At 59.3% G+C, this 25966-nt stretch carries 24 protein-coding genes and 1 pseudogene; 15 read left to right on the top strand and 10 right to left on the bottom strand.

The genetic code is table 11. The annotated features are described in order from the left end of the window. Positions 1-206: 206 nt before the first annotated feature. Positions 207-428, bottom strand: a complete 222-nt coding sequence (locus FJ434_RS11605) for a DUF768 domain-containing protein (protein WP_140747003.1) — start codon at positions 426-428, stop codon at positions 207-209. A gap of 387 nt (positions 429-815) precedes the next feature. After that, positions 816-1070 carry a hypothetical protein gene (locus FJ434_RS29760; RefSeq protein WP_181165890.1) on the bottom strand — a complete coding sequence of 85 codons (255 nt, stop codon included), beginning with the start codon at positions 1068-1070 and terminating at the stop codon, positions 816-818. A 160-nt stretch (positions 1071-1230) separates the two neighbouring features. Here FJ434_RS29760 and FJ434_RS11595 point away from each other — a divergent pair, with 160 nt between their 5' ends. After that, a complete protein-coding gene (locus tag FJ434_RS11595; RefSeq protein ID WP_140510061.1) occupies positions 1231-1653 on the top strand; it encodes a low affinity iron permease family protein in 423 nt (140 codons plus the stop codon). Between the two features lie 451 nt (positions 1654-2104). Here the strand turns inward: FJ434_RS11595 and FJ434_RS11590 are convergent, their stop codons facing one another. Together FJ434_RS11590 and FJ434_RS11585 are read right to left on the bottom strand one after the other, a co-directional pair. Next, positions 2105-3184, bottom strand: coding sequence for a hybrid-cluster NAD(P)-dependent oxidoreductase (locus FJ434_RS11590; RefSeq protein WP_140510063.1), 1080 nt, complete (start codon positions 3182-3184; stop codon positions 2105-2107). 89 nt (positions 3185-3273) lie between these two features. Continuing rightward, complete coding sequence (locus FJ434_RS11585) at positions 3274-4131, bottom strand: LysR family transcriptional regulator (protein ID WP_140510065.1); 858 nt, start codon at positions 4129-4131, stop codon at positions 3274-3276. A gap of 133 nt (positions 4132-4264) precedes the next feature. Here FJ434_RS11585 and FJ434_RS11580 point away from each other — a divergent pair, with 133 nt between their 5' ends. The 7 genes from FJ434_RS11580 to FJ434_RS11550 all read left to right on the top strand — a co-directional run bounded on the left by FJ434_RS11580 (position 4265) and on the right by FJ434_RS11550 (position 11421). Beyond that, the gene (locus FJ434_RS11580; RefSeq protein ID WP_140747001.1) at positions 4265-5347 is read left to right on the top strand and encodes an amidohydrolase family protein; all 1083 of its coding nucleotides are present in this window, start codon (positions 4265-4267) and stop codon (positions 5345-5347) included. An 11-nt stretch (positions 5348-5358) separates the two neighbouring features. Then, entirely contained in the window at positions 5359-5712 is a 354-nt protein-coding gene (locus tag FJ434_RS11575; RefSeq protein WP_140510069.1) for a Rieske (2Fe-2S) protein, read from the top strand. A 120-nt stretch (positions 5713-5832) separates the two neighbouring features. Further along, positions 5833-7440: an ABC transporter substrate-binding protein gene (locus FJ434_RS11570; RefSeq protein WP_140746998.1), complete on the top strand. Its 1608-nt coding sequence runs from the start codon at positions 5833-5835 to the stop codon at positions 7438-7440. A gap of 63 nt (positions 7441-7503) precedes the next feature. Then, complete coding sequence (locus FJ434_RS11565) at positions 7504-8550, top strand: ABC transporter permease (protein WP_140510073.1); 1047 nt, start codon at positions 7504-7506, stop codon at positions 8548-8550. 65 nt (positions 8551-8615) lie between these two features. Beyond that, positions 8616-9440, top strand: a complete 825-nt coding sequence (locus tag FJ434_RS11560; RefSeq protein WP_246672792.1) for an ABC transporter permease — start codon at positions 8616-8618, stop codon at positions 9438-9440. After that, the gene (locus FJ434_RS11555) at positions 9430-11070 is read left to right on the top strand and encodes an ABC transporter ATP-binding protein (RefSeq protein WP_140714608.1); all 1641 of its coding nucleotides are present in this window, start codon (positions 9430-9432) and stop codon (positions 11068-11070) included. The genes FJ434_RS11560 and FJ434_RS11555 overlap by 11 nt, the downstream gene beginning before the upstream one ends. Positions 11071-11217: 147 nt before the next feature. After that, entirely contained in the window at positions 11218-11421 is a 204-nt protein-coding gene (locus FJ434_RS11550; RefSeq protein ID WP_140746995.1) for a KTSC domain-containing protein, read from the top strand. A 339-nt stretch (positions 11422-11760) separates the two neighbouring features. Here the strand turns inward: FJ434_RS11550 and FJ434_RS11545 are convergent, their stop codons facing one another. Further along, entirely contained in the window at positions 11761-12066 is a 306-nt protein-coding gene (locus FJ434_RS11545; RefSeq protein WP_140510079.1) for a hypothetical protein, read from the bottom strand. 301 nt (positions 12067-12367) lie between these two features. Between FJ434_RS11545 and FJ434_RS11540 the strand changes: the two genes are divergently transcribed. Then, positions 12368-12574 carry a hypothetical protein gene (locus tag FJ434_RS11540; RefSeq protein ID WP_140510081.1) on the top strand — a complete coding sequence of 69 codons (207 nt, stop codon included), beginning with the start codon at positions 12368-12370 and terminating at the stop codon, positions 12572-12574. A gap of 115 nt (positions 12575-12689) precedes the next feature. On the opposite strand, the gene nadE is transcribed toward FJ434_RS11540, so the two are convergent. Further along, positions 12690-13529 carry an ammonia-dependent NAD(+) synthetase gene (gene nadE / locus FJ434_RS11535; protein WP_140746992.1) on the bottom strand — a complete coding sequence of 280 codons (840 nt, stop codon included), beginning with the start codon at positions 13527-13529 and terminating at the stop codon, positions 12690-12692. A gap of 465 nt (positions 13530-13994) precedes the next feature. Here nadE and FJ434_RS11530 point away from each other — a divergent pair, with 465 nt between their 5' ends. Beyond that, entirely contained in the window at positions 13995-14360 is a 366-nt protein-coding gene (locus FJ434_RS11530; protein WP_140746989.1) for a metalloregulator ArsR/SmtB family transcription factor, read from the top strand. After that, positions 14338-14859, top strand: coding sequence for an SRPBCC domain-containing protein (locus FJ434_RS11525; protein WP_140510087.1), 522 nt, complete (start codon positions 14338-14340; stop codon positions 14857-14859). The genes FJ434_RS11530 and FJ434_RS11525 overlap by 23 nt, the downstream gene beginning before the upstream one ends. Before the next feature lie 449 nt (positions 14860-15308). On the opposite strand, the gene FJ434_RS11515 is transcribed toward FJ434_RS11525, so the two are convergent. Both FJ434_RS11515 and FJ434_RS11510 read right to left on the bottom strand, forming a co-directional pair. Continuing rightward, on the bottom strand, positions 15309-17396 hold the full coding sequence (locus tag FJ434_RS11515) for an HWE histidine kinase domain-containing protein (protein WP_140746983.1): 2088 nt from the start codon (positions 17394-17396) through the stop codon (positions 15309-15311). A gap of 313 nt (positions 17397-17709) precedes the next feature. Beyond that, a complete protein-coding gene (locus FJ434_RS11510) occupies positions 17710-18744 on the bottom strand; it encodes a PAS domain-containing protein (RefSeq protein WP_140746980.1) in 1035 nt (344 codons plus the stop codon). 291 nt (positions 18745-19035) lie between these two features. Between FJ434_RS11510 and FJ434_RS11505 the strand changes: the two genes are divergently transcribed. The 3 genes and pseudogenes from FJ434_RS11505 (at position 19036) to FJ434_RS11495 (ending at position 20224) form a co-directional block, all read left to right on the top strand. Then, the gene (locus FJ434_RS11505) at positions 19036-19218 is read left to right on the top strand and encodes a CsbD family protein (protein WP_027143691.1); all 183 of its coding nucleotides are present in this window, start codon (positions 19036-19038) and stop codon (positions 19216-19218) included. A 154-nt stretch (positions 19219-19372) separates the two neighbouring features. Further along, positions 19373-19590, top strand: a pseudogene (locus tag FJ434_RS30180) (DNA repair exonuclease); the annotation flags it as partial. 205 nt (positions 19591-19795) lie between these two features. Next, the gene (locus FJ434_RS11495; RefSeq protein WP_140746977.1) at positions 19796-20224 is read left to right on the top strand and encodes a DUF1810 domain-containing protein; all 429 of its coding nucleotides are present in this window, start codon (positions 19796-19798) and stop codon (positions 20222-20224) included. Positions 20225-21329: 1105 nt separating this feature from the next. Here FJ434_RS11495 and FJ434_RS11485 read toward each other — a convergent pair. Together FJ434_RS11485 and FJ434_RS11480 are read right to left on the bottom strand one after the other, a co-directional pair. After that, positions 21330-22373 (bottom strand): SDR family oxidoreductase, encoded by a 1044-nt coding sequence (locus tag FJ434_RS11485; RefSeq protein WP_140746974.1) that lies wholly within the window; start codon positions 22371-22373, stop codon positions 21330-21332. Positions 22374-22755: 382 nt separating this feature from the next. Beyond that, positions 22756-23073, bottom strand: a complete 318-nt coding sequence (locus tag FJ434_RS11480; protein ID WP_027146084.1) for a SemiSWEET transporter — start codon at positions 23071-23073, stop codon at positions 22756-22758. Positions 23074-23828: 755 nt separating this feature from the next. Between FJ434_RS11480 and FJ434_RS11470 the strand changes: the two genes are divergently transcribed. Further along, positions 23829-25943, top strand: a complete 2115-nt coding sequence (locus FJ434_RS11470; protein WP_140746971.1) for a catalase — start codon at positions 23829-23831, stop codon at positions 25941-25943. Positions 25944-25966 lie beyond the last annotated feature (23 nt).

The following is a 25966-nucleotide window of genomic DNA, read 5'->3' as shown; positions in this document are numbered from 1 at the left end:
TGGCAAAGCCTTCACACCTTGGGCCGCCCTCAAGTGCAAGCCGCACGAGCCCTCCGACGAGGGCGACCATTTCTATAGTGCAAGATCTGCGGACAGCCGGTCGACATCACGATTTGCATCAGGCGATGTGGCACGAGCAGCCGAGGCATGAGCGGCTGAAGCCCGAAGTAGTCAAAGACCCATGAACCGAAAAGCGCAGTGTACGGCTACTCAGTCAAACCGGGACCAAAACGCACTATAGCATCGAGGATCGTGCGGTAGAGGCTGTCGACATCCTCATCGATCTCTACCCGCTTGATACCGATCGCCTTGGCATCGGCGATCAGCTTGTGTGTGAGTTCATCAATCGAGATGACGTCCGCCGTAGCGTTCTCAGGGACGTTGTTCGCGATCCATTGTTTTAGGAACTTGATGCCGCGCGTGCTCATTCCGACACAAGTCGCGCGGGGATATTAGGTTCCGCTGGTGCCCCACGCGCGCCGGCGGTCTTCGGGTCCCGTGCTATCGTTGCCGGCTCGCTTGTCGATCGCCGCCTGCAAACGTGCCGCGGCCACAAGGATGCTATCCGATGTTGGCTGAACGGGATCATGCTGGATCGTAGCTGGACTAACATTGTTATCCGAAATGTCCCCGCTCGCCGGCGACCGGAATCAAAGCGGGATATTTACGATCTCCACTGGTTGGATCGCGCATTGCGACTGCTTTCCAACCTCATCTCCCCCAAATTGTTCGCGCTGTAACAGTTATCGTGACCTTACGGCTGCCAGGGGTTTTGATGCTACCGCAGATGTCGCGAATAGCCAAGGGAACGGTCGCTACTCTTCCTCGCCACAGGCGCCGTTCGAGAGATTGATCAATGCGGCGCGGTCACAGATCTCAAGCCACGCTGGTCTAATGGAACCGTTTCGGGCGGATGCGCATTGATGGTCCAGTTCAACGGAGGGCAGCGCAGTGTCCATCATCGGCAGCATCACCGGCATTTTCTCCTCGAACGAGGAGGCCACGAAAAAGGCGCCTGCTAAGAAGGCAGCGACGAAGAAAGCAGCGACTGCGAAGGCGAGCACGGCCAAGAAGACTGGAGCTGCCCCAGCTATGGCAGCCCACTCAAAGGACTCCGCGGCCAGGGGTAGATCTGGTCAGCCCAAATCGGCCACCAAGAAAAAAGCGGCTGCCCATTGAGTTCAAAGGAACCCCGCTCGGCGGGGTTTCTTGTGATGGCTTGGGAGCTGAATGGAAAAGACATTCGCAAGGATCGCTAACGCTGTCGCTCGCGGGGCAGGTCGTCCGATCACCTTCATCCTTTGCATGGCTTTGATCGCGGTCTGGGGCTTTTCGGGACCTTTCCTCGGTTTTTCGGAAACCTGGCAGCTCATCATCAACACCTCGACGACGATCATCACCTTCCTGATGGTTTTCCTTATCCAGAATACGCAGAATCGAGATGGGGCAGCGGTACAGGCAAAGCTTGACGAACTGGTGCGCGTGAGTGCGGGCAAGAACAGCTTCATCGGGATAGATCATTTAACGGCGGCCGAGGTCGAAGAGATCCGGTCTACCTGCGAGGCCGCAGTTGCCCGCTCCCAATCCTCGGAACCGGCAGGCAAGAGGGACAAGGAAGAGAAATGTCGCCAACCGCAAGCTCAAAACACCTGAGGGGCACCGAAGAGAAACGGCACTAGAGCCGCTCCCCATTCACGGGTTGAATAAATTCCTGCTGGCGAGCCCGATATCTTTGCAGATCGAGGCGGGCGAACTTGAGCTCGCAGAACATATTCAGGCCGTTCTCCGATCGACAACGTGGACTGGATGATCACCGGCAGGCGGAGGTCAGCTACTGAATGGCTGGTATGCGCCCCTCATCTCAGCCGCACAGATCGGCTTTGCCACTCCTTGGCAGCAGACATCGCCACCGAATACCGGACGCCCTGAAGTCCGGCCAAAATTTTGATGCGGACTCAGGCACTCAAACGCCGTTCCCGGAGCACCTAGCCACACAGCTTTGGGTCTGCCCTTCTTGGAATTCACGCCTGGAATTCAGCTGAAATCGCATGCGTGACCAGCTTTCGGTCAATTCGGCAATCACCCGTTCAGATCTCAACCGAAGTCAAAGATCGAGTAAAACTGAGCCTTGAGCGCGGCTGCAACAGGCCAGGACAAAGCCCGCTGACTTTTCTTCGGACGTAAGTCCGCCAAGATCCTGCATCGCAACTTCGCCCGAGAGCTTGGCAATCCGGCACGCACCGCAAATTCCCTGCTGACAGCCGGTCGGAACATAGACACCACAGTTGCGCGCCGCCTCCAGCAGGGTCTCTCCGGGTGCGCAACGATGCTCCAATCCGGAACGGGCGAAATGGACCGAGGACGAAACCGCAGAGGCCACATCCGGAGCAGCACCGCCCAGGGCGCCCCCGAAGCTCTCCTCATGATAACCCCGGGGGTCAACGCCTGCCTGGCCAAGACCGTCTCGCAGCGCCTTCATGTACTGTTCGGGGCCGCAGGCGTAGACCGTGCGCTCGCGAAGATCGGGGACCAGGCGCAGGAGCAAGGGGCCGTCCATGCGGCCCGTCGGTCCTGCCCAGGAGGGATCTGCCCTGGAACAGACGCATGTCACGCTCAGGTTGCGGAATCGGGCAGCGAGCGCATCGAGTTCCGACCTGAAAATGAGATCTCGCGGCGACCGGGCACTGTAAATGAGGCACAGGTCCAGATCGGAAGCTCTGTCCGTCAGGGTTCGCAGCATAGACATAAGAGGCGTGATCCCGCTGCCGCCCGCAAGAAAGAGAGGCTTTTCGCCTGGCAAGCCGTCAAGTTTGAACGAGCCCCGCGGGCCTTCAATCTTGATTTCGTCGCCCGCCCGCAGATTCTCGTGGATCCAATTGGAAACGAGCCCGCCTGGTGTCCGCTTGACCGTAATGTGCAGGTCGAGCGGACGTGTTGGTGGCGACGAAACGGAATAGGACCGGGCCACCACAACGCCATCGATCGCGAGGTGAAGGACCACGTATTGCCCCGCATTGAAGCAGAACATGCAATCTGAGGCGGCCGAGAACACAAAGGTCTTCACGTCGTGCGTCTCGTCGATGACCGCACGGCAGAGCATTGCCTGTGGCGATGCGTCGGCCCATTGCCGCTGCCGCATCGGTGCGAAAAAATCGGAAGCCGGAAACGAAGTATGTGCGTTCATGTTTGGCTCTCAATGACGCGCCAAACATGGCAGCCGCAGGCTGTCCGGAACAGTGGGTTGAGCCCAGCTTTTTAATCGGGAATTTCGATCTACGTCTCGAGCGACATCACCGCCAGCTGCAGCGCACGAAGCCCTTTGCGGATGATCGGCTCATGCTTGCGCCGGGCGAGCATGGCCGTATGGACGGGCTGGTAGAGCGTCGGTGCGCCGTCGACCAGGAAGGACGGGCACTCGGCGGTAAACCTGCGGGCATCGTCGTTGCGCATGTAACAACTCCCCCCGGTTCGCCGCAGCATGGCTTCGGCCAGGCTCTCGGATCCCATGGAAAGGCGGGAAATTGCCAACGAAGGGATCAGCTCGGAATGGGTTTTCTCAAGGACGACGGTGTAGCCCGGCCGAATGTAGCTGTCGGGATCGACCTCCGACATCGTCCTGGCAAAGGTCGAGACCATCACATACTCCTCGACCATAAGGTGCTCATAAGCAATTTCGGGAAGATAGCGGGGGGCGTAGAGCACGGCTATGTCCAGATTTCCCATGCTGAGATCGGTCACCATCTGGTTGGAGTAGTCGGATTCCACATGGATCGAGGCTTTGGGAAGGGCTTGACAGAGCGCCTCCACCCACCCAGGCAGCACTGAGCGTGTCATGCCAACCTGCGCGGCCACGCGAAGGGTTCCTTCGAACCGGTTGAACGCGCGCACGTCGTGACGCGCCTGCGACCAGGTCGACAGCATCGCCCGCGCGTAGGCTTCGAAACGTCGTCCCGCCGCGGTCGGTTCAGCGCCGGCGCGACCACGATGGAAGAGCTCCGATCCTACCGCGCTTTCGAGGCTCTTGATCCGGCTGCTTACCGTCGACTGCGTAATGTTGAGCCGGTCGGCAGTCCGGTTGAAGTTCCGGGACTCGATGATGTCCAGGAACGTCTCAATGTGGTCCAGCTGCACGGACAAACCCCCCAATCGAAAAACCCGATCATTACCCAGAGATCATTGGCTTGATCCGGCAATTGTCAAGGCGGAAGCTAGGCGAGCTAAACGGCAAGTAAAGCCGCGGTCTGGAGAGGGAGCGAAAGCTAGAGTGTTTATCGTCGACTGCGATTGTCACAACTACTGGTCCAGCGCCACGGTATTGGAACCGTATCTTTCCGGGATCTGGAAGGACATGTTCATCGAGGGCGAGAAGACCGGCCCCAGGGGGTCCTTCCCGCATGGCCATCGCCCCTGGTTCCATCCGCAGGATTTCTCCCGGAAGGATGTGCGACCCGAGACCGAAGCCGACAACTACCGGATCATGAAGGAAAAACACCTCGACAAATACAATGTCGGTGTGGCGATCCTCACCGGGGACGAGCCTATAGAAGCCTCGACTCTCGCAAACCCATATTACGCCAGTGCGCTGGTCAGTGCCTACAATGACTATCAGATCGCCGAGTGGTTGCCGAAAGACAACCGCTTCATGGGTTCCATCATCATTGCGCCTCAGGATCCGAAGCTGGCGGCCGCCGAGATCCGTCGGCTCGGCACTCACCCCCGCATGGTCCAGGTTCTAGCCTCCCAAGGCTCCGTGAAGCCGTATGGTGATCCCTTCTACCACCCGATCTACGAAGCCTGTGCGGAGATGGGATTGCCGTTTGCCATTCACCTGGGCGGCCACGGTGGTGTCAACTGGAACGCCGTCGCGCCTGCCCCCACGACCTTCTTCTGGGAAACGCACGCCATCCTGCACATGTCGGCGATCAGTCACGTCGCCAGCATGATCGCTCACGGGGTCTTCGAGAAATGGCCAGAACTCTACTTCGTCGTAGTCGAATGCGGCGTCGCCTGGGTGCCGACCGTGCTGTGGCGCCTCGACGCCGACTACAAGGCGCTGCGCAAGGAAACACCATGGCTGAAGATGCTGCCATCGGAGTACTGCCGCCGTAACATACGCTTCTCCACACAGCCGCTGGAGCAGCCGGCCAACGTGCAGCATCTCTGGTCCATCCTGGAAGCCATGGACGGCGAGAACACGCTGATGTTTGCGTCGGACTATCCGCATTGGGACTATGACGACGCCAACACGCTGCACATCCCGCCAGCCTGGAGAGCGAAGGTGATGGGTCAGAATGCGCTGGACGTCTACAAGCGCATTCCTGCCATCCTAACCGCGAATGCTGCCTGACGGAGCAGAACATGGCCGAGAAAACCTACATATGCCGCGTCGACGAGATCAAGGCCGGGACACCCGTCATTGCCAAGGTCCGGAGCCTTTCGGTGGGCGTGTTCCGCATCGGAGAGAGCTTCCATGCGCTGCTCAACATCTGTCCGCATCGCGGCGCGCCGCTCTGTGAGGGGCCACAATGCGGGACGACCGCGCCTGTCGAGGAAGCCCGCTTCATCTATCACCGGGAAAACGAGATCGTGCGCTGCGCCTGGCATGGCTGGGAGTTCGACATCAAGACGGGTTCGGCGCTGGTCGATCCCACTGTGCGTGCGCGGACGTTTCCCGTCATGGTGGAGGACGGCAACATCTATGTGACCGCCTGATCTGGCAGACGGGAGGCAAATCGACGAAGGACCAGAACGGCGGAGAAGGAGCACTTACGCATCGCGTGCTTGACGACGGTTGAAAAAAGAACGCGGAAAATCCGCAATGGGAGAACGGCAATGTCGGAATCAGAGTACAAACTGCGCATCGCGAAAGGTCTTATCGGGAGCGGCAAGGTTTCGCGGCGTGACTTCATCCATCTAGGCTTAGCGGCAGGCCTGACCGTCGTCGCCGCAGATCAGCTCTTTGTCACTGCGGCACGAGCAGAACCGCAGCAAGGCGGCTTCGCAAAGCTCGGCATGGCGCATGGAGCGACGACAGATTCTATTGATCCGGCTGGGTATCCCGACACTTTCTCCCAAACCGCCTTTTCAGGCGCTATGTCTAACAGCCTGACGGAGGTGGATGCGAAGGGCGGCATACAGCCGGACCTGGCAGAAAGCTTCGAATCTTCCAATGGCGCCAAGACGTGGGTCTTCAACCTACGCAAGGGCGCGACCTTCCACAATGGCAAGAGCGTGACGGCAGACGACGTCGTGACCTCTATGCGGTATCACATGGGCGCCGACACCAAATCTGCGGCGAAGCCTCTGCTTGCGTCTGTGAAGGACATTAAGGCGGACGGGCCAGAAACGGTTGTATTCACACTCGACAGCGGCAACGCCGATTTCCCCTACATTATGAGCGATTATCATCTCGTGATCATGCCGAGCGTTGACGGGAAAGCGGATTGGGCATCAGGGGCCCGAACCGGCGCATTCGTGCTCGAGAATTTTCAGCCTGGCGTCTCGGCCAAGCTCAAGCGCAATCCGAATTATTTCAAGAACGGCAAGCCTTACCTGGATGAGGTGGAGTTCGTCGCCATTACGGATTTGGCCGCACGCATGGCTGCGCTCTCGACCGGGGAAGTGGATTACATTGGCCGCGCCGACCTGAAAACACTCGGCATGTTGAAGCGCAATCCCAAAATCGACATCATCGAGATCACCGGCTACGGGCATTATACTTTGCCGATGAATGTCACCATGGCGCCTTTCGACAATCCGGATGTGCGCATGGCAATGAAATGGGCCATCAACCGACAAGAGATCGCCGACAAGATCTTCCTTGGACATGCTACCGTTGCCAATGACGATCCAATCGCGCCGGCGATCAAGTTTTACAAGAACCCGGAGCCGCAGCACAGTTTCGATCCCGACAAGGCGCGCCATTATCTGAAGAAGGCGGGGCCGGATAAGCTGAAGGTCGATCTCTCGGTCGCAGATGCGGCTTTCGCAGGTGCAGTAGACGCGGCCGCACTCATTCGCGAGACGGCCGCACAGTGCGGCATCGAGGTCAATGTCGTGCGCGAAGCGGAGGACGCCTATTGGGACAACGTCTGGCTCAAGAAGCCCTGGTGCGCTTCCTATTGGAGCGGTCGCGCCACCGCCGACTGGATGTTCACGCAAGCCTTCGCAGCCGAATCCAGCTGGAACGAGTCGTTCTGGAAGAATCCACGCTTCAACGAATTGCTTGTCCAAGCCCGAGCCGAGACGGATGACGCCAAGCGCGCCGCCATGTATGCCGAAATGCAGCAGCTGACCCATGATGATGGCGGTACTATCGTGCTGGTGTTCAACAACTTTGTCAGCGCCAAATCCAAGAAACTCGCCCATGGCGATGTGGCGCCAAATTGGGAAAATGACGGACTGAAGATGGCCGAGCGCTGGTGGATGGCTGTAGCATAGGGTGTTTGCCAAGCGCGCCGCCCGCACCGCGGACGGCGCGCTCTTGGGACTGCGCGCATGCGTGTGAATCCGGTCGCAAAAACGGTTATGCAACGGTTAGGCCTCGGCCTGATCACGTTGTTCGTCGTTTCCATCATCATCTTTTCGGCGATCGCAATGCTGCCTGGCGACTTCGCCAAGGCGACGCTCGGTCAAGCCGCTACCCCCGAAACAGTCGCGGCCCTTCAACACGAGATCGGCCTCGATCGCCCGCCAATCGAGCGCTACTTCAGCTGGATTGGTAAGATGGCACAGGGTGATTTTGGTTCCTCCTTCGCCAGCCGGACCGGCTACCGGCGAACGGTCGCGGAGATCATCGCACCACGTCTCTACAACACCATGTTCCTGGCGGTAATGACCGCGCTGGTCGCGGTGCCGCTGGCGTTGGGGTTGGGTATTCTTGCGGCCCTCTACCGCAACAGTTGGTTCGATCGGCTTGTAAACACGGTGACACTTACGACAATTTCGTTCCCTGAATTCTTCGTCGCCTACATGCTCGCCTTCCTGATCATCTCGCGCGACACGTTCGCCGGCACCGATCTCGCACAGTCTTTACCCGTCTGGCTCGCAGCTTCGATCGACTGGACCTTGAACGTCGTACCTAAGTTCCCGACCCTGGCGAATATCAGCGACCAGACTCCGTTTTGGGAGCATGTCTGGCGTGCGGCTCTGCCGTCCATCACGCTTACACTCGTCATCGTCGCTCACATGATGCGAATGACGCGCGCGGCGATCATCAACATGCTTTCAAGCCCCTATATCGACATGGCTCGGTTGAAGGGAATGACGCCAATGGTGGTCGTGCTCCGGCACGCTTTGCCAAACGCCTGGGCCCCGATCGTGACGGTTGTCGCCTTCAATCTTGCCTACCTCATCGTCGGCGTCGTGGTCGTAGAGGTAGTGTTCGTCTACCCCGGCGTCGGCCAACTGATGGTCGATGCCGTGAAATCGAGGGACGTACCAGTCGTGCAAGCCTGCGCCCTTGTCTTCGCCGCCACCTACATCCTGCTCAATCTGATCGCCGATATCATTTCGATCGCCACCAATCCGAGGCTTTTGCACCCAAGATGACAAGTGCGGAGCCCCTCATCCAGACCACGAGAGCGCCCAGGGTAAGGCGCACACGCCGATCTCGGATGAGGATAGCGCTGAAGAAGGCGCCGCTCAGTGCCTGGTTCGGCATGGTTGTAACCCTCTGCTACGTTCTGGTCGCTCTATTTGCGCCTCTCATCGCTCCTTATCGAGAGACGCAGGTCTTTAGCGAGGCATTCGCCCCGTGGAGCCACGAGTTTATGTTCGGGACTGACCAGCTCGGTCGCGACATGCTCACTCGACTCATCTACGGGGCTCGCAACACGATCGGCATCGCCGTCACCACAACTATCATATCCTTTGCAGCGGGTGTGACGCTCGGCCTGCTGGCGGCAATGTACCGGGGGTGGCCAGACCAGATATTGTCACGTGCGGTGGACGTGTTGATGTCGATCCCAAGCCTGATTTTTGCGCTGATGCTGCTTTCGATATTCGGCTCTTCGATAACCAGTCTCGTCTTGATCATCGCATTGCTGGATTCCACACGCGTGTTTCGTCTGGCGCGCGCCGTTGGCCTGAACGTAGTGGTTATGGAGTATGTCGAGGTCGCGCAATTGCGCGGCGAAGGTCCCGCATGGATTCTCCGCAAGGAAATCCTGCCCAACATCCTGCCGCCGCTCATCGCGGAATTTGGCCTGCGATTCTGCTTTGTGTTTCTGACCATCGCGGCATTGTCGTTCCTGGGCGTCGGCATACAGCCGCCATCGGCTGACTGGGGGTCGATGGTGCGGGAAAACGCAACACTGATCACCTATGGCGATGTCACGCCGCTGCTGCCGGCCGGCGCCATTGCCCTCCTGACGGTAGCGGTGAACTTCGTCGTGGACTGGTTGCTACATTCAACCAGCGGACTTCGTGATGAAAAGTAGCAGTGCCACGGCGCGCGAAAAGGGAACAGATCTTCTCAAGGTCCGGGACCTCCACGTTGAAGGCTTCTCGGACGAGCGCTGGCACCCGATTGTTCGGGGCGTCGATCTCTCGCTTAAACGCGGAGAAGTGCTTGGCCTGATCGGCGAATCCGGCGCCGGGAAGTCGACCATCGGCCTTGCGGCAATGGGTTATGCCAAGCCGGGGTGCCGTATTAGCCAGGGCTCGGTGCTGTTCGACGGTGCCGATCTTTTGTCAATGAGCGAAGCCCGCCGTCGGCGGCTCCGGGGCTCCCGCATCGCCTATGTGGCGCAAAGCGCAGCCGCCTGGTTCAACCCGGCTCACCGGCTCCTCGATCAAACCGTGGAAACGGCAGTTGCGCACGGGATCGCCAGCAGAGACAAGGCCAATCGCGACGCTATTGAGCTTTATCGACGCCTCCAGCTTCCAGAACCTGAGACCATCGGCTTCCGGTATCCGCATCAGGTGTCCGGTGGTCAGTTGCAGCGAGCCATGACGGCCATGGCCATGGCTTGCCGGCCCGACCTGATCGTGTTCGATGAGCCGACCACTGCGCTCGATGTGACGACGCAAGTGGAGGTCCTGGCCTCGATCCGCAGGATTGTCGAGGAATTCAACACAGCAGCGATCTATGTGACGCACGATCTGGCGGTGGTGGCGCAGATGGCGGACCGGATTATGGTCTTGCAACACGGACAGACTGTTGAGGAAGCCGATACGCGACAGATGCTTACGGCTCCTACCCAAGAATACACTCGGACCCTCTGGGCCGTGCGCAAGCTCGCGAAGCCGGAGATTCGGACCCAGGATCATCTACTGACCATCGACAACGTCACCGCGGCCTACTCTGGAAGGGTTAAGGTGCTCCTTGATGTGTCCATCAAGGTTCCGCGCGGCCGGACGGTAGCAGTCGTGGGCGAATCAGGGTCGGGGAAATCGACGCTCGCGCGCGTCGTTACCGGTTTGCTGCCTGCGATGTCCGGATCGATGTCATTTGATGGCAAGCCGCTTGCCCTCTTCTTGAAAGGACGTTCGAAAGACCTGCTGCGCCGCATCCAAATGGTCTATCAGTCGCCGGACAGCGCCCTTAACCCTCGCCAGACTGTGGAGGAGATAATTTCGCGTCCGCTCGAGTTCTACTTAGGCTTGAAGGGGCAGCAGCGCGACCAGCGGGTCGGCGAGCTCATGCACATGATCGAGATGGACGAAAGCTTCCTCGACAGACTGCCCGGTGAATTGTCCGGTGGCCAGAAGCAGCGGATCTGCATAGCCCGCGCGCTCGCTGCCAATCCGGAGCTCATCATTTGTGACGAGGTCACCTCGGCACTGGATCAGATTGTGCAGGAAGAAATCTTGAAGCTCCTGATGCGCCTGCAGCACGAACTCGGCATCAGCTATATCTTCATTACCCACGATATCGCGACGGTAAGAGCGATTGCTGACGAGGTCGTGGTTATGCACAAAGGGCAGGTGGTGGAGCAGGGTTTGAAAACCGAGATACTGACGCCACCCCACGCAGCCTACACCGAACTGCTTCTCTCCTCGGTGCCGCAGATGGATCCGGACTGGCTCACGGGCCTGCTTGCTCGACGGGACCCAATTTTCAAATAGCAATAGAAGCGGTACCGGCATTCGCCGACTATCTTCCGGTTCTCTGTTAGCCGAAACTCAGGGGCCATCTTCGAGCTAAGGGTTGTCGCGCCAACGGTCCCCTTCGACGCCCTTAGGAACGCGTGGTCCCGTCTTCCGTTGACTGCGATGCCATCCACCTTGATACGCAGAACGGAGTACGATCCGGACAGACGGATCCTCTCTGTATGGCTAATGACCAACGACAAGCGTTATGATTTCGAGGATGTACCGCCCGAAACCTTTGATGCATTTCGATCCGCCTTCGCCAAGGGGCGGTACTTCAACAGCCACATCCGCAACCATTTCCGTTACCGCCGAAGCGACAGCTAACAGGCTTCAAGCGTATCCTATCTAGGGGGCGGCTTGCCACGCCTGCCTTCCATCAGTGACCGTCCGCAAGGCCCCCATGTTCGTCATCAGAGGGGAGGTGGGTCCAACCAGGCCGGAGCCAACAACCTCGCAGGATGTTCGGCAAACGCGAATTGCGAGCCTGCGGTGGGCGGTCAGGGCGGCGCGCTAAATAGCTAATGATCCACTTGCAGTGTCTCTAGCTCGCCAGATCCACCATGCGGGATCATACGAAGGATGTGGGTTGGCTAATCATCCAGTAAGCCATTGGTTTATGCGACCAGCATTCTTCCACTTCGTTGCTGTTGTGGGGAGGCGGCCTCATGTCGGCTTGTCCACCAGGGGTGTGCTCCTCGTAGGGGCCTTATAGGCGTTCACCAGCCTGACGACAGCGGCATCGACCGTGACGGGAGTCCCGAGGTTCACGGTTACACGGTTTTCCTGGATGTGGGTGACGTTGCCGATCAACTCGATGTGCTGTCCCTTCTGCAGCTTCGTTGTTTGGTCCACGACCGAGTGGGGTTGCCCATAGGAGGGTATGGAAACGCTCACCCGGTCCTCAGTGACACGCTTGCGCACTGTCGCGGTGATTACGACCTCGTCGCCGATGTTGATGCCCTTTGCCATTCCCATGATTCTGGGGCGGCCAACGGCTTCGTCAAGCGAGCGGTAATGTGTCACGGCGCAGAGGAACAAACGACCGCGCGGCCATGCCTGGAAGGCATGGCGCCTCCTATCATTTGAATTGCAGCTGAGAACCGAGGATCTGCGTACCGGCATGTATGAAGGCTGCCCACCGCAGCCGATCGGGCTTGGCGCTGCCACGTTCACTGCGCCCTTTTGGGTGGCGGAGTGGGGTGCGAAGTACGGGTGCCAACAACTCCTCCGCCGTCGCTGGAACCTTTTTCAGCGGCGCGGATTCCTCTGCATGACAAAAACCCCTGAAGTTGCCCCACCCCTTCTCGCCGAGACCAGCCCCGACCGACCTGTCAATTGCGAGGTCGCTCTGGAAACTGCCTTCGCGGCCCTTGTCGCCACCTCCACCGCCCAGGGGTGGACTCCGGAAGAGACGGCGGAGACGCTGTACAAGCTCGCTGTTGAGCATCTCGAACAGCTCAAGGCCACAGCGGCCTAATCGCTCCGGCCCCCGTCGGACCTGTCATCCCGGCTCGGCCGCCGAACCTCAACGGTAAGCAAATGCCAGCATTGTCGTGCCCCATCCGATAACAGGCAGGACAGACGAAACAACGTTACGGTACCGGCAAGCCTGTCCGAAAATCGGGTGTCACCGGAAGCGAGCGCTTATGAGCGGTGCTGAAATACGCATCAAGGATACGCCTTCGCGCCGCCTCGTTGATTTCCTTACCTTCGAGGAAATCGTCGATCTGATCATATGTGATCCCATATGCATCTTCGTCAGGACGAAGTGGGACAAGGTTCTCCAAATCTGCGGTCGGCACCTTGTTGACAAGTTCGGACGGAGCGCCCAGATGCGCTGCCAGGGCGCGCACCCTGCGTTTGTTTAGCCCGGAAAGGGGAAGGACGTCAGCGGCGCCGTCGCCGAATTTGGTGAAGAAGCCCATCATTGCCTCGGCCGCATGATCGGTGCCTATGACCAGTCCTCGGCTGCCAGCAGCGAGCGCGAATTGGGCAATCATGCGCTGACGGGCCTTGATGTTGCCCAGCACGAAATCCTCCCGATGGGCATCCCCGAGTTCCACGCCAGCCACCTTGATCGAGTCAAGCATTGCGTCGGCCGCCGGTTTGATGTCGAGTCTGTGCACTTCGTCCGCCCCAATGGTGTCGAGTGCTCGCTGTGCGTCCCTCTCGTCGGCCTGTGTGCCGTACGGCAGCCGGACAGCATGAAACTTGGCATCGTATCCTGAGCTCCGCAGTTCGGTTACCGCTCGTTGAGCCAGAAGTGCGGCCGCGAGCGAATCCACCCCGCCGCTGATGCCCAGCACATACGTGCTGAGGCCGGCTGCACGCAGGTAGGTGCCAAGAAAGTCGCTGCGCCGGCGCGCCTCCAATGCGGCATCGAAATCCGGAGCGACGCCCAAGGCGCTGATGATCGCTTCTTGTTCTGTCATGTCGAGATATGCTCCTGTCCTCCCTTGATTCATGGCAGTCGTTGGTGCCCCCGATTCAGGTTTGGCAACCCGGTCTCGTTCTGCGTGGGAAACCGGAAAATGTTTCAATAACCGAGCCCATGCCGTCAGACCAGGGCGGTCGCTCATCACCTTGGCCGAAGCGGAATTCTGGTCCTTCTAACCGTGTATCGCATCCGACCACTTAAGGGGCATCGCACCGCGTCCACGCCCAACCTCGATCGAGACGCTTGCGTGCTGTGGATCAAGCTCGCGACGGTGAAATGCGAGAGCCCTTCATTCAGGAGACCCACGGGCCTGATTGGCCCGCCATCGTCACGCAAAGCGAGACCAGGCGCTTTGCGTTGGTTGTCGCGATCCGGGCCGAGCGTCCCACAGCAGAGGCGCCGCCCAGTTCGCTTGATCTCCCTTGCATTGCGCCAATCCGGGCGCTAAATACTGAACCACATGGTTCAGTATTTTAGAGTCCCTCTCGATACCTCGTTCGCCGCGCTCTCGGACTCCACCCGACGCGGCGTTCTCGAGCAGCTCGGACGTGCGGACGCTTCGATCACGGAGCTTGCCGAGAAATTCCACATGACCCTAACCGGCATGAAGAAGCATGTGGGCGTGCTGGAGCAGGCGGGGCTGGTTGTCACGAAGAAGGTTGGGCGCGTGCGGACCTGCAAGCTCGGCCTTGGCGGACTGGAGCAGGAGGCGGCATGGATCGAGAGATACCGGCAACTCTGGGACGCACGCTTCGACGCGTTGGACAAGGTGGTCGAGGAATTGAAACGCAAGGAGAAAGTCGATGGACAAAAGAAGAAACAGTGAGCCTACCCCCTCGAACAACCCCACGACGGTGGAACGGACGTCGGAGCGTGAGTTGGTCGTCACACGGAGCTTCAACGGTCCGGCGCGCGTCGTGTTTGAGGCCTGGACCAAACCCGAGCTGTTCAAGCAATGGTGGGTGCCGAAGTCGACGGGCATGGTGCTGCGTTCCTGCGAGATGGACGTTCGTGTAGGGGGCGGGTACCGTTTGGTGTTCGGACATGATGCCTCGAATACTGACGAGTTCTTCGGCAGGTATATCGAGGTGACACCGTACTCTCGCCTTGTTTGGAGCAATGACGAAGGCGGTGACGAGGGATCCCTCACCACGGTAACCTTCGAGGAAAAGGGGGGCAAGACACTGCTAGTCGTCAATGAGCTCTATCCTTCGAAGGAAGCTCTCGACGCCGCCGGCACCGGGGCAGCTGATGCGATGGGCGAGGCATTCGACCAACTGGACAAGCTTCTCGTCACGCTGCACGGCAGCGCCGGCCGTTCATGAAGTCTTAGATCTCGCGCTCGGCCGCATAGCCTGTCACCTGCGGTGTCCCCTAGCTCAGGGAGCGTCGAGGTCGAGCGCTTCACCGGGCATTTGGCTCGGTGCGCCTGGGCGAGGGGGCTGCCAGTTGAGGGCGGCGGCCGAGGACATTGAGGCCGTCGATGACTTACTGAGGCCGAGCCGGCACAGGATGCTCTCGACCTTCAGCGAAGCGGCCAAGCGCAGCCCCCCGCTTGATGCCAAGGCCTGACCGACCTCCACCATTAGGTTGGCGCTAGACATCACTCAAATGAACCGCGGCGACACGAGATTGCATGGAAGACCTACGCGCAAGAACGATGCCTCGGCCAACGTGGACAGAGATCCCGACGAATGGGTGAGCGGTGATGACCCGATGACCGCCAGTGGCAACCGCCATAGCGGTTCGCGTCCCGGGTGAGCGGCGCGTTCGATCACCCGGAGCGTTGCCGGGAAAACTTTCTACGATTCCGCTCGGAGGTGTCGTTGTTGTCCACCACGGGATTGAGCTCAGACGCAAAACTCACTCGCATGTTGCAGATCAGTCCCGATTTAAGGAACTTCAGAGTGACACGTCCTGAGGTGCGGGACGCGAATACACGCTCGAGGAGCTGCGTGCCGAAGCCCTTTCGCTCGACAGGTTCCACAGCCGGACCTCCCCGTTCGCGCCATTCTAGATCCAGCCAGCGATGCTGTTTTTGACCGAGAAGCTTCCACTGAATCGACACCGTGCCTGTATCGTTCGACAGCGCTCCATACTTTAGCGCATTCGTCGTAAGCTCATGAAAAGCAAGAGCGGCTGAAAGAGCGACGTTCGGTGGAAGCCAAACAGACTCGCCACTGATCTTGAAGCGCTCGATCGGAGCGTGTGAGCGGATTGATGTGGCAATCAGATCCTTGACGTCGGCGCCACTCCAGTTCTGCTGCGTCAGCAGGTCGTTAGCCTTGGCCAGCGAGACGAGACGGCTGGAGAGCGTGCGTCCTGCTTCGGGCAAACTTGTGGCGTTGCGGAGTGTCTGGGTGGCAATGGACTGAACCACAGCAAGGATATTCTTCACGCGATGGTTCAGCTCGTTGGTCAACAGTTTCAGGTGCTCCTCACCGCGTTTGCGGTCCGTGATGTCGAGACTGATTTGTACGGCGCCTATAATGTCGCCGGCCGGGTCGCGAATTGGACGTGCGCTGGAAAGTAGAAAGCGCTCGACCCCTGATGGCAGCGTGTAGGCGAACTCTTCATGATCGGTCAGCTGCCCGCGCATGGCGCGGCTAAGTGGGCGGTCTTCGCGGCTCACTATGTGGCCGTCCTTGACGGCCACGGTGTCGATGACGAGCTCGGGCCTGCCGAAGGATTTGTGCGCATCCGTCGGCAGGCCCATGAGTTCGGCCGCGAAGCGGTTGCGGATCACCTGAAGGGCTTTCGGATCATAAGTAAACCAGACCGCCGCCGGCGCTGTCTCCAACACCGCCTCCAACTCATACCGCCGTTCGGCGATCGCACGCTCTGCGTCCACCATCGCCTGGGCGATGGTGGCGAACTCCGTAACGGAAGTCGACAGGGGTTCGACGCTGCGGCCATGACCGAGCGCCTCGGCCCGTGTCGCCAGTTCAGCGGTGGCCTGTGTAAATCTCTTGCCGACGACATATCCGAGAGCAACGGAAACAAGGAGCGACAGGAGACCTATCGCGCAAATCGCCACAAGCGAGCGCCAAAGCGGCGCCTGCGCCGCTGAAAGAGGCACGTTTGCGGTGTAGAACCAATCAGAGTACGGGGATCTGTAGTAGCCGGCCAGCAGCGTCACCCCTTCGAAGTTGTGGGATGTAAAGGAACCGGAGCGCCCAACGATCTTTGCCACGTATTCGGGCAATCCGCGCTTTCCGGTCCATTCGTCGTGCAACTTGGAACGTGCCACGTAGTTTCCGTCGCGATCTCCCACGCCCACAGTCCATCCTTCCGGTACGGCCGGCATCAAAACATCGCGGATCCGGGCAGTCGGTACAGAAAGCGAAAGAAGCAGGTCCTCCCCCTTCGGGGCGGGCACCCGGATGGCAACAGCAACGCGGTATTCGCCTGACCCCTTGCCGGTGAAAACATCGCTGACGAAAACACCTGAGCGGTTGAGTTTCTCGCGGTCAACAGCAGCTATCGGTTCCACGGACGGTAAAGCGGCGCCGTAGCCGATTTCGGTGTTCATCAGCTGATTGCGGCCAAGATCGCGCAGGACAATCGTCCGGTCCGTCCCATGGACAAGATCGAGCGCCTCGCGGTGGAAGGCTCGCAGATCGCCATTCGCGAGCGCGGCGGATTTGGAAAGGCCGTCGAGAATGGTTTGGAGATTTGCGAGCTCGCCTTCTACAACGAGCGACACCTGTCGAGCCGTTTGCACGGCATCCTGTTCAAAACGATATCGTTCATGCAGGGCATACTGGCCTAGTAAATAGCCGGCAAACAGCCAAACCGGGACAACCGCGGCGGCGATCAAACCAAGCAGGTGCGATCGAACTGATCGACGAGGCAAGTCCATATCCCGTGCCGCCTCAGGAACCCTCAACCATAGTCAGCGGGCCAGGAACAGCAAGCGTTAGTTCAAGCGAATATAGTGCCGTTGGACCCCTGGTCCGGCGAAGCGGGCGCTGTCGTCTCGCTTGCCGGCTTGCGCGGGCCCATCAAGGTCGAGCCCGGAACCGGTCCGCCTTTGCTCTTCATTTCCGCAAGCTTTGGATTGCGGCAGCAGGGTTGTCGCTGCCGAAGCAGCCATCGTGCAAACCAGAAGGACGATGGCGTTCAGGTGCGAGCACAATGCTAGGCAGAGACCGCCATGGACATGCAGCCTCTCTTTATCGCGAGACTGTGACGTTGGGCACTTCAGCTACGATCCTTACCCCTTGATCGGACCACTCGCGGTGTAACGACCCCTGAAGCTGTCGCTGTATTGTAGCTTCGGTCATGAGTGTCCCGAAACCCTTTCGCCGAGGCGTGGGTGGGGGCGGTCCGCCGGTCTCCTGCCACTCGAGGATAAAACCATTATTCTGGGGTCTGGCTTGCCATTTTATTTGTAGCTGACCCGTCTCTTTCGAAAGCGAGCCGTGGGAAGCGGCGTTGACTGCTAGTTCATGAATGAACAGCGCCAAGGGCTGAACAGAATGCGCTGCAAGCATGACATCCGGACCATCCAGCAGAGCGCGAGACGCTCCGTACGGCTCAATCTGAGACGAGATTGTTTCCTGCAATGGAATCTCGTGCCAGCCCCGCTGCGACAACAAGCCATGCGCCCTAGCCAGGGCCTGTATGCGCCTTTGGACCGAGGCGGCATATAGCGCGGGGTCGTCAGATCTCGTCAAGCGTACGATGCTGTCGACAAGGGCAAGTACATTGTTGGCTCGATGGTCCACCTCCAAAAGCAACCGATGCTCTGACGCTTCTAGGCTCTCGATCCTGCGAAAATCTGTGCGGTCTATCTGAGATGCGAAATGGTAAACCAGACGGCCATCGTCGTCATGGATTGGACTGATGTGCAGCAGATTCCAGAACGCCGATCCATCTTTCCGGTAGTTCAGCAACTCGACGTTGATCTCACGCTCCTCCTGCAATCCTGCTCGGATCTCGGCGATGGCCGCAGGGGATGTCGCTGCGCCTTGAAGAAACCGGCAATTGCGTCCAAGCACCTCACTTGCCCCATAGCGCGTGAGGTTCAGAAAAGCCTGGTTCGCTAGTACGATAGGAAAATCTTCCTGGGTGGCGTCAGTCACCACCATCGGCATTCTCGTCCGTTGTAGGGCTATCGTAGCCAGTTCCTTTACATCAGGCATAGCCCGATCGGTAACGGCGACCGGTTCATCACCGTGGAGACCGGATGTGCCTTCGCTGTCCATCGATGTTTCCCTGAGCTGACATGAGCTCAACGTCGATGGAACTAAAACGTTTCCCTTGGAAATGGTCAGTACACCTCACCGTCCTTCAAAGCTTCGGTCGCTGTTCGAAGGCAAAAGGTGCAATCAACTGCGGGAGAATGGCGTTTATCACCCGCCGCCATTCGGGAAGGTGTGCAATGAGGTTAGCGCATCGGGGTGGGGTGGCACGGCGCCGGCACGTGGCTATTCCTGCTCCTCTGGAACATTTCAGATGCCGCACACGTTGGTTCTGATCAACCGAGGAGAAGGACCATGCACAAGGACGAAGTCAAGGGCTCAGCAAAGAAGCTGCGCGGCGAGGTAAAGGACAAGGTCGGAAAGGCAACGGGCGACGACAAGCTTCGCGCTGATGGGGCCGCCGACAAGGCCGAAGGCAGCCTGCAAAAGGGGGTTGGCAAGGCAAAGGACGCAATTCGGGACGCCTTGAAGGATTGAACGCCGAGCTTGACGACGCGGCGATGCTGCGAGGGTTCAGGTTGCTGGGCTAACCCAAATAGGAAAGGATGCCGCTTTCAGTCTTCATCAGGCCATTGAACTGCCTGTAGCACCTTTCTGCTAATCTGGACGAACTACAGCCCTCTGTTCAGGCTTGGAGAGTTCACGGAATAAATTTCGATCTATTCATACGGCCGACATCCATCTCGATTCCCGTTACGCTCGCTCGCGCTCAGAAATTCTGAGGTCGCCGAGCTCGTCGGTGATGCCAGCCGACAGGCATTCGCTCCAATAGTGGACCTTTGCCTAGCGGCGCGTGTCGATGCTCTGGTCATTGCCGGAGATCTTTACAATGGCGACCAGACCTCGATTGTTCCCGACCTCATCCACCAGGGGGACAAGATCTAAAAAAGCCCGGCTACAAGATGTGAGACCACCATGCCCTGGAACCGTTACGAACTTACAAAATTCGCGGCCAGCGACGATCTGCATATTTGGTTGGGGTATATTATTGCAGCCACCGACTAAAGCGCGCGCTATTCGCCGGCGCACGCCAGAACCGGCCAGTCAGCTAAGCATGGCCTTTGACGATCCATACGACTTGGCGCGCTTTCGTGCCGCCCAGGAGCCGGTCTTCGAAGCCGCCCTGGCCGAGCTGCGCGCTGGCCGCAAGCATTCCCACTGGATGTGGTTTGTTTTCCCGCAGCTGCGTGGACTCGGACACTCGCCGAACGCGCAGTACTATGGCATCTCGTCCAAGGATGAAGCGCGGGCGTATCTGGCCGATGCCGTTCTTGGCGAACGCCTGCATCATGCGACAGCCGCGGCTCTTGGTGTAAACGGCCGCTCAGCACACGAAATCTTCGGCTCTCCAGACGATGTGAAGTTCTGCTCATCAATGACGCTGTTTGGCGAAACCGCCGGCGTCGACGGCTCAATCTTCCGCGAGGCACTAGACCGCTTCTTCGGCGGCGAGCGCGACCAGCGCACGCTGGACCTGCTCTGAAACAGCTCGACGCATGCGACGGTCACGGCGATTCCTGGCAGGCAGCGTGGTTGCCGGCCAAGGCTGCAATCGTCGATGCCCTGCTGCGAGACGTGCCCGCGAAGACGTTTCGACGGCCGCCGCCTTGGGCCCGGGCTAGAGACCCCTAGCACAGCTCTCCACCCCAGCAACGCCGTTAGGAGCAAGAGAGCCGGCTATTTCTGACGAAGTCGAATCTCTGCCTCTTGTGCTCGGACCGCGCCAGCCGGTGAGGAGCGCCCTTGGGGGTCCTCATAGAGCTTATTGACCGCTTCATCCTGGTGGATTTCCACGCGCCGTGAAAGCCTCCTTTGATTCAGCAGAGCATAGATGATTATCAAGGCGAGGATGACAGGTCCGACGATACTCAGCGTCCAAATGGTGCCCGGTCCACTCATATAAATTCTCCTTCGCGGCCAAACACCGAGCGCGGGAGAAGGTTCCCCGATTGCTGCGGCTAAGCGCACCTCCTGAGTTCGACAACTTGGACACCGAGCCGGAACGCCTGACCATCCGCATATGAGCGGGCGTACTCTTCAGCTTCGAAGGGCAACGTGAGGGAGCTGCCATAGGCGGTCACACGCACCGACCATTTCCTCTCCCGGATGATTTCAACGGCATGCTGCTCGTGCGGAGCCATGCTTTCCTCCCAGAACTTACGTTGAGGCAGCATCTATAGCGTCGCAAAATTCGTTTGAATGCAAATAATCCGACATGTGGCGTGTCGGAATGCCGAACCGTGCCGGAGCGTTTAGGCCGTTGTAGCCTTTAGCTGTTCGAGATGCTCAATAGCGAGCTTGTGGAGCGTCTCGGCCGTCTCTCCAGTGTCCATCCTTGGGCAATGGACGTAGCCACATCAGTCGTTCCTGCGTCTAACAAGTCTTGGCCGCCTCTTGAAGCTGAAGGTCATACTGGGATGGCGAGATGCAGTGCGACCGTCCGCGATCTGGCTGTCGGGTATCCCGCGCTGGCCTGTCTCCTCGATGGCAATCAATCGGGCGTGGGGATTTGCCACGACTGAGACTTCGTCGTTCACCAGGCGCCGCTACCGCAACCTACATAGCAACAAAGGCCTGCGCTTCGTCCGTCAGCGATACCGAGTTGCGAGTTGGGCGCCGCGACCGGCATCGAACAGGGCGCGATTTGCGTCCGCGACAGCGGAGAGCCTGCCCCCTTCCTCCAAGGCCGGAATGCAGACCGTGTCACCCTGCCGGAGGCCAGCCAAGGATGCCTTGACGACGTCGGCCGGCTCCATCACCGGCACATTGGGCCTGAGGACCGGCTTGCCGTCGATGTCATGGAATTCTGTCCTGACGACTGCGGGACAAAGCGCCTGGACGCGAATACCTTTGCCCTGGAGTTCAGCCGCCAGAAGCTCGCTGAAGGTGGTGACGAAGGCTTTCGTTGCGGCATAAACCGAGCGCTTCGGCAGGAACGGGAAGTTCAGGCTTCCGCTGAAGCTGAGCAGGGAAGAGACATTGACGATGGCGCCTTCGCCGCGCGCAATCATCGCAGGAAGTGCCGCATGCGACAAACGCATGACCGCAGTTATCTGCACGGCGACCTCTTCCTCGGCGCGGTCGATCGAGAGGTCGACGAACGGCATGTAGGTCTGGAAACCGGCGTTGTTGACGAGCAGCGATACGTCCCCGGACCGGATCCGCTGTTCCACCTTGTCGAGGCCTTTCGACAGCGCCAGATCGGCGACGATGATTTCCGCGGAGGCGCCGCCGGCCTCAATCTCGCGGGCTACCGACTCGAGCCGGTCGCGCCGCCGGGCGACGAGCACGACGTCGTACCCGTCGCTGGCCAGGCGCTCGGCAAAAGCTTTGCCGATTCCGGAGGATGCGCCGGTAATGACAGCGACGCCCAAAGAACCACCAGTGGAATTGTTCACGTCGTCCTCCCAATGTATCGTGACGAGAATTGATCTCCTGTTGTCCAAGATATCGCCTGCGGCCGGTTTTGTACTCACCAAATCTCGTCCAGCGCCCAGTGCGGTGCTGCTCCTTGGAGGCAAAAAGGCGCTTTCGAGTGCGGCCATGCCGAAAACGGACCGAACGCTTTCGGCCCGTTCTCGCTGACAGCCCAGCAGGTTTGCGCCCATGCCGAGCCATACGGTCGAAGGCATCGCGCACCACCTCCAGGTAGGGGAGCCGCCGCCCTGGTGAAGCTCCCATGGCGTTCCGCCGCCTCGAAGGGGGTACGGTTGGGACACTGTCGGCGAGCGCTCAGGGATGGCTGCGTATCTCCTGGGCGATCACAGCAAGCTTCGCGCTTGTTGCCAAGGGCGGGCCTTGATTGCGGTCACCTCATGGCGGAGGAAGCGCCGACGACTCAGCGAAGGAACTGCTCCAGTTTCTCGCAAGAGCCGAAGCATAATCACCGTTTCCCTTTAGCCTCGGTCCAAATCCCTGGCTACAAATGTCTACGGAAAACTCGGCTTCAGTTTGCGCCAGCGTTGGGTGCCGGCTCCTCAGTGAAGATTGCGTCGGTTGTCCGTCCAATGGAGATCAACTCTTAGTATCCCCGGCGCGTCCTGTCGGGTCGACAGCCTCTGCCACTGCTTCTTTCTTGGCTCTTGGAAGCACGGTCATCAGGAGGATGAATGCAGAGAGGATGAGGCAGACCGCATTGGTGATGATGATGGGCCATTCGTCTTTCATCAGGCCAAAGGTCAGCCATAGCGCAAAACCCAAGACAGTCAGCACGTACATCGGCGCCGAGATACTGTTAGTGTCGCGCGTTCTGATGATTTTCCAGGCCTGCGGCGTAAAGCTGGTCATCGAACATATGGCTGCGAGATATCCGACGATCGTGACAATTTCCATCGAAAGTCCAATCTTAGGAACGTCCGGCTCAGAGCTTATTCGCCTGCGCGAGACTCGAAACGCGGACGACGCCGTGCTGGCTTCCCAACGTGAGCGTGGAATCCGTGCTCTGCGCTTGAGACACACCCGAAATCTGTTGGTCGCTGGTGTCGTATGTCGTGGTCGTCGATGACTGGGGACGTTTTAGGGAAACACCGCGTAGCGCAGACCATTCTGAGATCCGTCAGATGAAGGATCACCAAGCTCCTGGAGCCACCATGACCCGGCGTGGCGCGATCATCAGCCCGGTCCTGCGGGGGTGCTCGCAGGTGCCTCGACAGTTCACCCGCAATGGCATTGAGCTTTGCTTTAAGGCTGTCGTTGAACATGTCGCCGACCATGGTCATGCCGGAAGACCATTGCGACGTCCCGCCGAAGTCGGCATGGCTGAAGTGGGCCATGGTTCCGCCACCGCGGCGCAAGGCTTGAAAGACCGCCCTCACGTCGGAAACGCCGTGTTCGCGTGCAAGCCTGGCGGTTAAATCAGCGTCTTCCCCGGCGCTTGCGATCGAATGTTCACCTCAGTTTTGTCCCCGACAAAACTGCACTCGGCGGTCTTGGTTCCAGAGGGTGGGGTGGCCGCTCTCGAAAGGGCGGCAATACTCCGGCGCAGTCTTTCCCAAAAGAGGAACTGGGCCGCTGTCACAAGGAACTTAAGGGTGAGGCCGGCATTGAGAGTGTTCTGAAGTCAGGTTTCTCAAACAGGAAATATTAGCATGGCCAAGACCGCTAGACAGTCGTCGGGCAAGCCCGCGACGATCCATGATCAAAAGCTGACGCGCGGTAATGGAGGGGAGCTTCACCAGGTCGCGGAAGGGGATACCGATACCCCCATCCTGACTACCGCGCAAGGCGGTCCCGTGGCTGATGACCAGAACACATTGAAGATCGGCGAGCGCGGACCGGCGCTCATCGAAGACTTCCATTTCCGGGAGAAAATCTTCCACTTCGACCACGAGCGAATTCCCGAGCGCGTCGTCCATGCGAGAGGCTATGGCGCCCACGGCTTTTTCGAGACCTACGAGTCGCTGTCCGCCTACACGCGCGCCGACATCTTTCAGCGCGCCGGAGAAAAGACGCCGGTTTTCGTGCGCTTCTCGACTGTCGCCGGATCGAAAGGTTCGTTCGATCTCGCGCGCGACGTTCGCGGGTTCGCGGTCAAATTCTATACGCAGGAGGGCAATTGGGATTTGGTCGGCAACAACATTCCGGTGTTCTTCATCCAAGACGCTATCAAGTTTCCGGATGTCATCCATTCCGTGAAGCCGGAGCCCGATCGCGCCTTTCCGCAGGCCCAGTCGGCCCATGACAATTTCTGGGACTTCATAAGCCTCACGCCGGAATCGATGCACATGATCATGTGGGTCATGTCCGATCGTGCCATCCCGCGCTCCTTCCGGTTCATGCAGGGCTTTGGGGTCCACACCTTCAGGTTGGTCAATGCGAAGGACGAATCCACCTTCGTCAAATTTATCTGGAAGCCAAAGCTCGGCATGCAGTCGGTGGTTTGGAACGAAGCCGTCAAGATCAACGGCGCCGACCCGGATTTCCACCGGCGCGACCTGTGGAATGCGATCCAGTCCGGTGATTTCCCGGAATGGGAGCTCAACCTTCAGCTATTCGACCAGGAGTTTGCCGACAGTTTTGACTTTGACGTTCTCGACCCGACCAAGATCATTCCGGAGGAAATCCTGCGTCCGATTCCGGTCGGTCGCCTAGTGCTCGACCGTATGCCTGATAACTTCTTCGCTGAGACCGAGCAGGTCGCGTTCATGACGCAGAACGTGCCGCCGGGCATCGACTTCTCCAACGACCCCCTACTACAGGGCCGCAACTTCTCCTATCTCGACACACAGCTCAAGCGGCTGGGCAGTCCGAACTTCACGCACATCCCGATCAACGCGCCCAAATGCCCGTTCCATCATTTCCAGCAGGACGGCCACATGGCCATGCGCAACCCGGTTGGACGCGTGAACTACCAGCCGAATTCGTTTGGCGAAGGACCGCGCGAATCTCGCGAGCGCGGGTTCAGGTCGTTCGCCGACGCGGAACAGGGCCAGAAAGTCCGACTACGCGCCGAGAGCTTCGCGGACCACTACAGCCAGGCGCGCCAGTTCTTCAACAGCCAGACCGCCCCGGAGCAGCGTCATGTCGCCATGGCCCTCACCTTCGAGCTCAGCAAGGTCGAGACGGTCGCTATCCGCGAGCGCATGGTCGCGCATCTTCTAAATATCGATGAGGGACTTGCCGAAACCGTTGCCGATAAACTCGGCATGAAGGACCTTCCTCAGCCTGCGGACGCCGCTGTTGCGCCCCGCGATCTCGAACCGTCGCCGGCGCTCAGCATCATCGAGAACGGGCCGGAGAGTTTCGCTGGCCGCAAGGTCGGAGTGCTCGTCGGTCCCGGCGCCGATGCCTCGCTGCTGAAGAAGTTGCAGTCGGCGATCGAGAAAGAAGGCGCCGTCATGGAGGTTGTCGCGCCAAAGGTCGGCGGCGTCGAAGCCGCCGACGGAAGCTGGATAGCGGCGAAGCACATGATCGACGGCGGGCCTTCAGTCCTGTTCGACGCGGTTGCGCTCCTCCTCTCTGAAGAGGGAGCTGAGCGCTTGACTGGTGAGGCTGCTGCGCGGGATTTCGTTGCCGACGCTTTCGCCCACTGCAAGTTCATCGCTTTCACTTCGGGGAGCATTCCGTTGTTGCAGAGGGCCGGCGTCGATCCGGAAGCCGACGAGGGCCTGATTGGGCTCTATGATCCGAAGGCTGTCGCCAAGTTCATCGCATCCTGCCGCAAGCTTCGGCTCTGGAGCCGCGAAATGGCGGTCAAGCTATAGCAGGCTCGACACATCCAAAAAGG

Origin of the sequence: Mesorhizobium sp. B2-5-13, from assembly GCF_006440535.1 — a bacterium.
Lineage (GTDB): Bacteria > Pseudomonadota > Alphaproteobacteria > Rhizobiales > Rhizobiaceae > Mesorhizobium > Mesorhizobium salmacidum.
Note: the sequence above shows the minus strand (reverse complement) of the source record. Positions and strands in the feature narration are given on the sequence as shown.